Consider the following 11,970-nt stretch of genomic DNA (forward strand, 5'->3'; position numbering starts at 1 on the left):
CCAGCGCTGCTCTTTTTGCAGGGTGAGACTTTTGGGCCTCGCGACTTTTTGAAAGTGGCTGCAATCAGATCCGGAAGCGCGCAACCATGCCTTGCAGGTTGCTGCCCAGGCGCGCCAGTTCCACGGTAGACGCCGCGCTCTGCTCAGTGGCCGTGGCCGACTGATCGGCGATGTCCCGCACGCTGATGAAACTGCGATTGATTTCGTCGGTGACGGCGCTCTGCTCTTCAGCGGCAGCAGAAATCTGTTGGCTCATCTGTTCGATGGTCCCAATCGAATGAGTGATTTCAAGCAGCGATTCTTCGGCCTGCCGCGCCAGCGCCACTGTGCCTTCGGTACGTTGACGGCTGGCATTCATCAGCTCCGATGCCGCGCCGGTGCCATCCTGCAAGGACTTTATCAGCGCCTCGATTTCAGTCGTGGATGACTGTGTACGCTGAGCCAGCGAGCGCACCTCATCGGCCACCACGGCAAAGCCACGCCCCTGCTCACCCGCACGTGCGGCTTCGATCGCCGCGTTGAGGGCCAACAGGTTGGTTTGTTCTGCGACCGCCTTGATCACATCGATTACACCGCCAATCTTGTCACTGTCCTGAATCAGGCGCTGCATGGCCTCGCCCAGTTGCCCCACTTCACCGGCAAGCTGGCTGATTTCACGCGTGGCGTGTTGCACCACGCTGCTGCCATGAGCAGCACGATCACTGGCCTGTCTGGCGGCCTGCGATGCATCTTCAGTGTTCTGCGCCACTTCCTGAACGGTAGACGCCATCTGATTCATGGCGGTCGCTACCTGATCGACTTCCAGTTTCTGCTGAGTGACGCCCGCGCTGGTCTGCTCGCTGACGGCTGAAAGCTCCTCGGCCGCCGTGGCGATCTGTGTCACACCATTACTGATACCGCCAATCAGGGTGCGCAACGATACGGTCATCTGGTGCATGGTGTTTTGCAGCAGGCCCAGCTCATCCTGGCGAGTGGTGCTGAGGTCATTGGTCAGATCGCCGTCGGCAATTCGACGCGCAGCGATCACCGTGGAATCGAGCGGACGAGTAATCTGACGGGTAATCAGGATCGCCGCGAAGATGCCCAGCAGCAATACGATCACCGCCACCATGAGCAACTGGGTGACCGCGCTGTCTTTTTCTTTATTGGCACTGACCACCTGGCCCGCCATCAGCTTTTCGGTACTGGTGACGATGTCCATTGACTGCTGGCGAAGGCTGTCGCGAATCTGATCGCTCTGTTGCATCAGTTGCGAGATGGAGACCATCAACGATTTGTACTGTTGCAGTGCCCTGAGCGCCTCATCCACTGCCGGGCCGGCCTTGTTCGGCAATTGGTTGCGCGCACTGCTCACCTGAGCGATCAGTGAGTCGGCAGCATCGAAGGTGATCTGCCTGTTTTCAGCGGTCGGGATACTGATATAACGGCGAAACACCAGGCGAAAACTGGTCATGCCATTGCGCAGGTCGCCGGCAATCTTTACCTGGTCGATACCGCTTTGATCCAGCGAGCGGGAAACGTCGTCGAAGGTCTTTTGCAGGAGTGTCTCGAAGCTTCCGCTCACCTGCTCGGAAATGGTGATCAACGGCTGCATGGCCTGATCAATTTGCCGATTATTATCGACCAACTGACTGAACGTTTGTCTCAAGCCACCCACCTGATCGCGAATACCTCTGAGAATATCGGCATTGGCCGGAACAGTCAGAAGCTTCAGGCCGTCCTCGATGGTCTTGCCCAGGTTGTCCAGAGCGACCGTGTAGCCCTGCGAATTGCTCGCGTCAGGCTTGGCAGTATAGGCCTGCGCAGCGATCCTGAGGCTTAGCGCATCGGCCTTTACTTCAGAAACTTTGGCTGCCTTGCCCAGCCGCTCGATCAGCAGGTTGGTGCTGAGGTAGCCGATCGCGGTGACCGTCAGCACGCCCAGTAGTATCAGACCGAAGCCTATACTCAGCTTTTTGCTGACCTTCAAATTGTCCAGCCATGTCGACTTCATCAAACTTTTCCTCGGGATTTATCGTAATACTCAAGGATCGACTGTTCGCTGGACAACTTGATAGCGGCGGCGATTGCAAAGATTGATCGAAGAGATAGCAATATGACATGAGCTTTTTGGCTCGCCATAAGCGGAGCATTCTCAGCCCCGAATGCCTGGCCACCATCCACCTTGCGGGTCACCCGGAGGCAGGTTTTCGAAGACCTATGGGTACTCATCATTGCCAGTGATAGTAACCTTCGGTTTATTCGATTCGTTAATAACACCCTGTGCGCAACAGAATCCGCCCATTCCTTACTATCGGCGGAACTTCCCATGCACCAGACACTCAGCCATCTGCGCTACCCCCTCACCGCCCTCGCCCTTATCGTTATCAGTGCTTGCGGCCGCGCGCCGGAAGCCACCAGTGCGCCTGGCGCAGCCAAGGTCAGCGTGGCCAAGGTGCTGGAGCAGCCGATCAACGAATGGGATGAATTCACGGGTCGTCTTGAAGCACCGGAAACCGTCGAGGTACGTCCAAGGGTGTCTGGTCAGATCGATCAGGTAGCGTTCACCGACGGTTCGCTGGTCAAAAAAGGCGATCTGCTGTTCCAGATTGACCCGCGTCCGTTCCAGTCCGAAGTTCGTCGTCTTGAGGCGCAACTGCAACAGGCCCGTGCCGTCGCACTGCGCAGTGACAATGAAGCCCAGCGCGGCGAGCGTCTGCGTACCAACAACGCGATTTCCGCCGAGCTGGCCGACTCGCGCACCACCTCGGCGCAGGAAGCCAAGGCCGGTGTCGCGGCCATTCAGGCGCAGCTGGATCTGGCTCGACTGAACCTCAGTTTTACCCGTGTTACTGCACCGATTACAGGTCGTGTCAGTCGCGCAGAGATCACCGCCGGCAACATTGTGACCGCAGATGTCACCGCGCTGACCAGCGTGGTCTCCACCGACAAGGTCTACGCCTACTTCGACGCAGACGAACGCGTGTTCCTCAAGTACACCGAACTGGCCCGTAAAGGCCAACGCGGCCAGACCACTCCGGTGTACCTGGGCCTGTCCAACGAAACCGGCAACCCGCACCTGGGCCAGATGAACTTTGTCGACAACCAGGTCAACCCCAGGACCGGCACCATTCGCGGTCGTGCGGTGTTCGATAACGCCGACGGTGATTTCACCCCCGGCCTGTATGCCCGTCTGAAACTGGTGGGCAGTGGCACTTACTCGGCGGTGCTGATCAATGACGAAGCAGTGGGCACCGACCTGGGCAAGAAGTTTGTGCTGGTGATGGACAAGGACAACAAACCTGCCTATCGGGCTGTCGAACTGGGCCCGAAAATCGAAGGTCTGCGCATTGTGCGTAACGGTCTGGGCAAGGACGACACCATCGTCGTCAAAGGCTTGCAACGCGTGCGTCCCGGCCAGCCTGTGGACCCTGAGGTGACACCGATGGCCAGCGCCGACACCCTCGCAGCATTGCTCAAACAACGCCAGGCCCTCGAAGCCAGCAACCTGCCACAAGTGGCGCCCAAAGCGGCCGTCAAAATCGCCAGCGCCACTGCGCCGCGCGGCTAAGGGACTTGTCCGATGAACTTCTCCAAATTCTTTATTTCCCGGCCGATCTTTGCCGCAGTGCTGTCGCTGCTGATCCTGATCGCCGGTGCTATCTCACTGTTCCAGCTGCCGATCAGTGAATACCCGGAAGTAGTGCCGCCCACAGTAGTCGTGCGCGCCAACTTTCCCGGCGCCAATCCCAAGGTGATCGGCGAAACCGTAGCCTCGCCACTGGAACAGGCCATCACCGGTGTGGAAGGCATGCTCTATATGTCGTCCCAGGCCACTGCCGACGGCAAGCTGACCCTGACCATCACCTTTGCGCTGGGCACTGAACTGGACAACGCGCAGGTGCAGGTGCAGAACCGTGTGACGCGTACCGAGCCCAAGCTGCCGGAAGAAGTGACGCGCATCGGCATTACCGTGGACAAGGCCTCCCCCGACCTGACCATGGTTGTGCACTTGACCTCGCCGGACCAGCGCTACGACATGCTGTACCTGTCCAACTACGCAGTGCTCAACATCAAGGATGAGCTCGCGCGACTGGGCGGTGTCGGTGACGTGCAACTGTTCGGTATGGGCGACTATTCGCTGCGGGTCTGGCTGGACCCGAACAAGACTGCCTCACGCAACCTGACCGCCACCGATGTGGTCAATGCAATTCGCGAGCAGAACCGTCAGGTTGCCGCAGGTCAGCTGGGCTCCCCGCCCTCGCCGAATGCCACCAGCTTTCAGATGTCGGTCAACACCCAGGGCCGTCTGGTCACCGAGGAGGAGTTCGAAAACGTTGTGGTTCGTGCAGGCGCTGACGGCGAAATCACTCGTCTGAAGGACGTTGCACGCATCGAGCTGGGCTCCAGCCAGTATGCGCTGCGCTCGCTGCTGAACAACCAGCCCGCCGTGGCCATCCCTATTTTCCAGCGGCCCGGCTCCAACGCCATCGACATCTCCAACGATGTACGGGCCAGAATGGCCGAGCTGAAAAAGAGCTTCCCGGAAGGCATGGACTACAGCATCGTCTATGACCCGACGATCTTCGTGCGCGGCTCCATCGAGGCGGTGATTCACACCCTGTTTGAAGCACTGATCCTGGTCGTGCTGGTGGTGATCCTGTTCCTGCAGACCTGGCGCGCTTCGATTATCCCGCTGGTGGCCGTACCGGTCTCGCTGATCGGCACCTTTGCTGTCATGCACATGTTCGGCTTCTCTCTGAACGCACTGTCATTGTTCGGGCTGGTGCTGGCAATCGGCATCGTGGTGGACGACGCCATCGTGGTGGTGGAGAACGTCGAACGAAACATCGAGCTGGGGCTTGAACCGGTCCAGGCCACGCACAAGGCCATGGCCGAAGTGACCGGGCCGATCATCGCCACTGCACTGGTGCTATGTGCGGTGTTCGTACCGGCAGCGTTCATTTCCGGCCTGACCGGGCAGTTCTACAAGCAGTTCGCACTGACCATCGCCATCTCGACAGTGATTTCGGCCTTCAACTCGCTGACCCTGTCGCCTGCGCTGGCCGCGGTACTGCTCAAAGGCCACGATGCGCCCAAGGATCGTTTCTCGCGTTTCCTCGACAGAATCCTTGGCGGCTGGCTGTTCCGCCCGTTCAACCGTTTCTTCGAAAAAGCCAGCCATGGCTACGTCGGCACCGTCGCCCGGGTTATTCGCAGCAGTGGTATCGCACTGTTGGTGTATGCAGGCCTGATGGTCCTGACCTGGCTGGGTTTCGCCAGCACGCCGACCGGTTTTGTACCCAGCCAGGACAAGCAGTACCTGGTGGCCTTTGCCCAGCTGCCGGACGCTGCCAGCCTCGACCGTACCGAAGACGTCATCAAGCGCATGTCCGAGCTGGCACTTAAACAGCCGGGCGTGGAAAACGCGATTGCCTTCCCCGGCCTGTCGATCAACGGCTTTACCAACAGCCCGAACAACGGTGTGGTATTCGTCGCCCTCAAACCGTTTGAGGAGCGCAAGGACCCCAGTCTGTCAGCCAACGCCATTGCCGGCGCCCTGAACGGCCAGTTCGCGTCGATCCAGGAAGCATACATGGCGATCTTCCCGCCACCTCCGGTACAGGGGCTGGGCACCATCGGCGGTTTCCGCCTGCAGATAGAGGACCGTGGCAACCTGGGTTACGACGAGTTGTACAAGGAAACCCAGAACATCATTGCCAAGAGCCGCAGCGTGCCGGAACTGGCCGGGTTGTTCACCAGCTATACCGTGAACGTGCCGCAGGTGGATGCCGCCATCGACCGCGAGAAGGCCAAGACGCATGGCGTTGCGGTCAGCGACATCTTTGACACCCTGCAGGTTTATCTGGGCTCGCTGTATGCCAACGACTTCAACCGTTTTGGCCGCACGTATCAGGTCAATGTCCAGGCAGAGCAGCAGTTCCGTCAGGATGCCGACCAGATCGGTCAGCTCAAGGTGCGCAACAATCTGGGAGAAATGATCCCACTGGCAACCTTCGTCAAAGTCAGTGACACCGCAGGTCCCGACCGCGTAATGCACTACAACGGCTTCATCACGGCAGAAATCAACGGTGCTGCCGGTCCTGGCTTCAGCTCTGGTCAGGCTCAAGCGGCGGTCGAGAAACTGCTGCGTGAAGAGCTGCCCAACGGCATGGTTTACGAGTGGACTGACCTTACGTACCAACAGATTCTTTCAGGCAACACGGCGCTGTTCGTCTTCCCGCTGTGTGTTCTGCTGGCATTTTTGGTACTGGCGGCTCAATACGAAAGCTGGAGCCTGCCGCTGGCGGTAATCCTGATCGTACCAATGACCCTGCTCTCGGCGATTGCCGGGGTGATGATTGCCGGTAGCGATAACAACATCTTCACCCAGATCGGGCTGATCGTACTGGTGGGCCTGGCGTGCAAGAACGCGATTCTGATCGTCGAGTTCGCCAAGGACAAACAGGCCGAGGGAATGAGCCCGCTGGATGCAGTGCTGGAGGCATGCCGACTGCGCCTGCGTCCGATTCTGATGACGTCCTTCGCGTTCATCATGGGCGTCGTACCACTGGTGCTTTCCAGCGGTGCAGGTGCGGAAATGCGCCATGCCATGGGGGTCGCCGTGTTCTCCGGGATGCTGGGGGTCACGTTCTTCGGCCTGCTGCTGACGCCGGTGTTCTACGTGCTTATCCGTAATTACGTCGAACGCCAGGACGCCCGCAAGGCCGCCAGGGCACAAAGACTGCAAAACCTGCCTGCGGAGATGCATTGATGAGCGCGTTCAAACTTTTCCTCCCGAGCCTGCTGGTCATGGCGCTGGCGGCCTGCGCCGTCGGCCCGGACTACAAGGCACCGGTTACGGCGCCAGCACAACTGGCGTCCGCAGCTCAGGGCAACTATGACCGCGGCAAAGTGGACACCGTCTGGTGGCAGCAGTTTGAGGACCCTACCCTCAATAAACTGGTAGCCAGGTCGCTGGACGGCAACCGCGATCTGCGTGTTGCCTTTGCCCGCCTGAAAGCCGCACGGGCGATTCGCGATGACGTTGCCAACGACGCCATGCCGGTGATCACCAGCCGGGCCAGCAGTGACCTGGGCAAGGGTCAGCAACCTGGTGTTACTGAGCGGCGCGTCAATAGCGAGCGGTATGACCTTGGCCTGGACATGGCCTGGGAGGTCGACCTGTTCGGACGTATTCAGCGCCAACTGGAAGCCAGCAATGCCGATCAGGAAGCCGCCGAAGCCAACCTGTATCAGCTTCAGGTGACTCTGATTGCCGAGGTGGTCGACGCCTACGGGCAGCTACGCGGCGCACAGCTGCGTGAAGCCATTGCCCGCGACAACCTGAAAAACCAGCAGAGCTCTCAGGACGTGACCACCCAGTTGCGTGATGCCGGCGTGGGCAATGAACTGGACGTGGTGCGTGCCGAGGCACGACTGGCAGCCGTTGAAGCGACCGTGCCGCAGTTGCAGGCCGAACAGGTTCGCCAACGCAATCGTATCGCCACGTTGCTGGGCGAGCGCCCGGAAAACCTCAGCGTCGACCTGAGCCCGAGCAAACTGCCTGCTATCGCCAAGGCTCTGCCGATTGGCGATCCGACACAGGTGCTGCGCAATCGGCCCGACATCCGCGCCGCTGAACGCCAACTGGCCGCCTCGACCGCACGCATCGGCGTGGCGACCGCCGATCTGTTTCCGCGGGTCAGTCTGAGCGGCTTCCTGGGCTTTACCGCTGGCCGCGGGTCGCAGATCGGTTCGTCATGGTCACTCGGCCCCAGCATCACCTGGGCGGCTTTCGATCTGGGCAGCGTCCGGGCGCAGATTCGCAGCGCCGATGCAGATGCCGAGGGCGCGCTGGCCAACTATGAGCAGCAGGTATTGCTCGCTCTGGAGGAGTCGGAGAACGCCTTCAGCGATTACGACAAACGCCAGCAACGGCTGGTTTCGCTGATGCGCCAAAGCGATGCGAGTCGTTCCGCAGCCAGGCTGGCGTCAGTGCAGTACCGCGAAGGCACAGCGGACTTCCTGGTCCTGCTGGATGCCGAGCGCGAGCGTCTGGCGGCCGAAGACTCTCAGGCACAGGCAGAAATCGAGCTGTACCGCGGCATCGTGGCCATTTACAAGGCACTGGGTGGCGGCTGGCAACCTCAGGCCTGATACGCCAACAGGCCGTAAACCCGCCCCGCGCCCCTTCAGGACGCGGGGCTTTTTTTGTCCGAACGCCGACGGCATCATGATTGTCGTTTGACAGCTGCCACCCACTCCCCGAAGCTGCAACCCGTCAAGCATTGGAAATCGATATGCCCAGACTTTCTACCAAGGGGTTATCGCCTCAACCCACTACTCGACATCGCTGGCTGATCGGCGCAGCGGCTGCGGCAATGCTGGCGCTATCACTGGCTTTCTGGTGGTGGCGCTTGCCTGTTCAGACAGCTCCCGCCAGGTTGAGCCACACCTACGCTCAGGCACTGGAACAGGCACACGACGGCAAGCCCGGCGCTGCACGCGTGCTGTACCAACAACTGGCACGAACCGACCTGTCTGACGAACAGCGCATCAACCTGCTCGCCGAATTGAGCGACTACCCCAGCCCTCAGGCCCTCAAATTGCTTGATGCCGCGCTGGGTGACAGATCCGCCAAGGTGCGCGAAGAGGCTATCGATGTCAGCGTCAGACTGGTCTCCAACAGCCAGCGCAGCCTGCTGCTGGGCCCATTACTGAACGACGACGAACAATCCGTCAGATTCCGCGCCACCAGTGCCCTGCTCGGCCTGTCACCTGATGAGCTGGGCCTGTACTTTGCCGTGCTGCAGCAAAGTGCCGAGGCGTTTCAGGAGTCGCTAAAGAGCCAGCCGCAAAACGCACAAAATCAGTTGCAACTGGCCAGACTGTACCTGCAGACCGGCGACCTGGAGCCGGCAGTCGCCGCGCTGCAGAGGGCCACAGCACTGGACCCGGGCAATATCGAAGCGGCGCTGGCGCACATCGAGCTGCTGGACCGCAAGGGCCAGGCCGAGCAGGCACGCAGCCTTTTTGCACAGTTGCTGGAACATAATCCTGGTTCATCCATGCTTCAGCACGCGCTGGGCATGTGGCTGCTTAACCACGGGCAGGCAGAGTTTGCTGTGCTCAGCCTGGCAAAGGCTACAGAGCTGGCGCCTGATAACACCGACTATCGCTATGACCTGGCGGTTGCCCTGCATTCGTTGCACGAGCTTGAGGCGGCGCAGAGGCAGTTGACGCAGATTGTTCAGAGCCAGCCTGCGAACCGAAAGGCCAGAGTGCTGCTGATTCAATACTGGAAAGAAAATGGTCAGTTGCAAAACGTGCAGATTCTGCTGGCAGAGCTCGAGCAGCAGAACCCCGACGACCCGGTGCTGCAACAGGGACTGTAGGGTCAGAAAGGCAAAAAAAGGCAGGCCAAGGGCCATCTTTTATGCCGCTACACGCCCTTTCATCCGCTGCCTTCAGACACTTCTGCTCTTTCCGCATCCGCCAGCCTTCATGTCTGTCAGATGTTTCTCCTTTTAAGCCGTCCAGTGTCGCATGGCTCGTTTTCCATCTGCGACTAATGTCGGAAATAACTTACACAACAGCTCGCCTGATAACGCCGGTTTCATCGCCTATATCCAACACCCTCCACCACGACTATTTAACGAATTTGAAAAAGGCTATTTTCTAACTGAAAAAAAAGGTGCATCATTTGCGGGCTACTGAGTTATAACTATCCTCTGTCTGCGCAATGACAAGCCGCAAAGGCCATGTTTCAGCATAGAAACCGCAGGTACAGGGCAGCATCGAGTGAGCGAATCGGCCAATCAGTTTTGTCTCATCGCTTTATAGGGCTGACAACAGCCATTACATTGTTGGAGTGTATTACTTGTCCAGACTTGCCGAGTTTCGAGCAGCAGAGAAAGCCCTTCAAGAACAGCTTGCACAGCTGGAATCCTTGAAGAATGACGCCGGGTTGAAGAAGGAAATCGAGTTCGAGCAAAAGCTCCAGGACCTGATGGGCACCTACGGCAAAAGCCTGCGTGACATCATCGCAATCCTTGATCCTTCAAGCGCCACGTCGCTGGTCGCACCCGCCGGACCAAAGCGTCGTCGTGCACGCGTGGTCAAGGTTTACCAGAACCCCCACACCGGTGAGCTGATTGAAACCAAGGGTGGTAACCACCGCGGTCTCAAAGCGTGGAAAGAGCAGTACGGTGTAGACACTGTTGATTCGTGGCTTCGCGCCTGATTAAAACTTTGTCAATTGAAGCCCTGCACTTGCAGGGCTTTTTTTATCTACCCGTACGTCAACTGAGCGCCTGCACACTGCATCTGCCTGATCAAACGCCCATACACAGTTGACTGTCTGCCCGCCGCTGACATTCATATACATGATTAAGTGAACTGCTCGGTACATGTACTTCCAGCGCGTCAGGTATTAATACCGTTGAAATAATGACGCCAATAAAAATTCATCGATTATTCGATTCAGCGCACAGTTACAAACCTGAACAGTTGCTGAAATGTGTAGAGTAATTGTTCAGTTTATTCGGTCTAATGAGCGATAAGAGAATTTGTTACTGCGTGCTTCGCCGGATCGAAAATCGGCGGATGGCCGACACCGCGCAGCTTCACACTTTTTTCACATGGATTCTCGGATGATGAAGACCGCTAAAGGAATAGCGCCCCATGCCCGCCTCGGCGGGCTTCTTTTTGTCTGCGAAAAAGCAGGTATCACTGCGCATCGTCCAGACGCAAACTCTCGCGGATACGCAACGCCTCTTCCTTGTTGGCCGTGTACCCATCTGCCGATCCCGCGTAGGAAAGCGACCAGGCCATCTCTTTACTGGCAGCCGCTACCAGTGTCTGGGTCAATACATGTACGCCGTTCTGGGTGATCGTGCAGGTGGTTTCCAGTGCAGGCACGACGCTGAGCCGGCTCTCACGCACATGCGTGCAGACGCTCTGCAGGCCGCTGCGGGCAAAATTGACCTGAACCGACTTGCGCATCTCCAGCAGTACACCCGGGACATTAACCTCATGCCCGGGCGTCAGGCGTGTCTGAGTCAGCTCCATGACCATCAGCGGGTTTCCACTTTGATCGTTTTTCACCGCGCGCTGTCTGACTTGCACGGACGGTTGCACGGGCTTGCCCGACTCGGTCGGCAGCGACTCTACCTCCCAGCCTGCGGGCCAGATGATCATTGCGTCGGCGGCGTGAGTCTGTGCGGCGCCCAGCAGCAGGAACAGGCACAGAACTGGCAAGGAGCATCGGTATTGCGAAAGGATCATGGTCAGGCCGCCAGAACAGTTGACCGGAAATTCTGAGCCTGTTGCCGGCATCGAGCAAGACCGAAGCGACGTTATCCGAACGAAGGTTTGGCACTGCCCGCCCTGCCCCGTATCATTTGGCATTATTTGTACATTCTGTTGGAGATACATTGATGAGCTTGCACGAACTCAACACACTACCGGGCGTTACGGCCGACCCTGAAGCGGCTACTCGGCAGTTTGTGTTCAACCACACCATGCTGCGCGTCAAGGACATCACCAAATCGCTGGATTTCTACACCCGCGTGCTCGGCTTCAGCCTGGTTGAAAAGCGTGATTTCCCGGAAGCCGAATTCAGCCTCTACTTCCTCGCACTGGTGGATAAGGCGCAGATCCCGGAAGACGACAAAGCCCGCAACGAGTGGATGAAATCGATCCCCGGCATTCTCGAGCTGACCCACAATCACGGTACCGAGAGCGATGCGACAGCTTCGTACCACAACGGCAACAGCGACCCGCGTGGCTTTGGTCACATTTGTGTCTCGGTACCAGACGTGAAGGTTGCCTGCGAGCGATTCGAGACTTTGGGCGTCGACTTTCAAAAGCGTCTGTCCGATGGCCGCATGAACAGCCTGGCATTCATCAAGGACCCGGATGGCTACTGGGTAGAGATTATCCAGCCAACCCCGCTCTGAGGCCTTGGTTGCCCTGAGTGATTGCTCC

The 11,970-nt window shown here is 58.6% G+C and carries 8 protein-coding genes and 1 pseudogene; 6 read left to right on the forward strand and 3 right to left on the reverse strand.

What is annotated here, in order from left to right:
- Positions 1–64 precede the first annotated feature (64 nt).
- The gene (locus tag AC4ANK_RS15615) at positions 65–937 is read right to left on the reverse strand and encodes a methyl-accepting chemotaxis protein (RefSeq protein WP_460414691.1); all 873 of its coding nucleotides are present in this window, start codon (positions 935–937) and stop codon (positions 65–67) included.
- 33 nt (positions 938–970) lie between these two features.
- Positions 971–1,993, reverse strand: a pseudogene (locus AC4ANK_RS15620) (methyl-accepting chemotaxis protein); the annotation flags it as partial.
- 315 nt (positions 1,994–2,308) lie between these two features.
- Here AC4ANK_RS15620 and mexE point away from each other — a divergent pair.
- From mexE to AC4ANK_RS15645, 5 genes are all read left to right on the forward strand, one after another.
- Complete coding sequence (mexE, locus tag AC4ANK_RS15625) at positions 2,309–3,550, forward strand: multidrug efflux RND transporter periplasmic adaptor subunit MexE (protein ID WP_002553305.1); 1,242 nt, start codon at positions 2,309–2,311, stop codon at positions 3,548–3,550.
- Positions 3,551–3,562: 12 nt separating this feature from the next.
- Positions 3,563–6,754, forward strand: a complete 3,192-nt coding sequence (locus AC4ANK_RS15630; RefSeq protein ID WP_031594729.1) for an efflux RND transporter permease subunit — start codon at positions 3,563–3,565, stop codon at positions 6,752–6,754.
- Entirely contained in the window at positions 6,754–8,139 is a 1,386-nt protein-coding gene (locus tag AC4ANK_RS15635; protein ID WP_460385035.1) for an efflux transporter outer membrane subunit, read from the forward strand. The genes AC4ANK_RS15630 and AC4ANK_RS15635 overlap by 1 nt, the downstream gene beginning before the upstream one ends.
- Before the next feature lie 143 nt (positions 8,140–8,282).
- Positions 8,283–9,377: a HEAT repeat domain-containing protein gene (locus tag AC4ANK_RS15640; RefSeq protein ID WP_002553303.1), complete on the forward strand. Its 1,095-nt coding sequence runs from the start codon at positions 8,283–8,285 to the stop codon at positions 9,375–9,377.
- A 485-nt stretch (positions 9,378–9,862) separates the two neighbouring features.
- A complete protein-coding gene (locus AC4ANK_RS15645) occupies positions 9,863–10,225 on the forward strand; it encodes a histone-like nucleoid-structuring protein, MvaT/MvaU family (protein WP_002553302.1) in 363 nt (120 codons plus the stop codon).
- A gap of 485 nt (positions 10,226–10,710) precedes the next feature.
- On the opposite strand, the gene AC4ANK_RS15650 is transcribed toward AC4ANK_RS15645, so the two are convergent.
- A complete protein-coding gene (locus tag AC4ANK_RS15650; protein ID WP_031594731.1) occupies positions 10,711–11,319 on the reverse strand; it encodes a DUF4946 domain-containing protein in 609 nt (202 codons plus the stop codon).
- 101 nt (positions 11,320–11,420) lie between these two features.
- On the opposite strand from AC4ANK_RS15650, the gene gloA reads away from it, so the two are divergent.
- Positions 11,421–11,942 (forward strand): lactoylglutathione lyase, encoded by a 522-nt coding sequence (gene gloA / locus AC4ANK_RS15655; protein ID WP_002553300.1) that lies wholly within the window; start codon positions 11,421–11,423, stop codon positions 11,940–11,942.
- Positions 11,943–11,970 lie beyond the last annotated feature (28 nt).

The organism is Pseudomonas sp. Pmew2 (assembly GCF_058129885.1).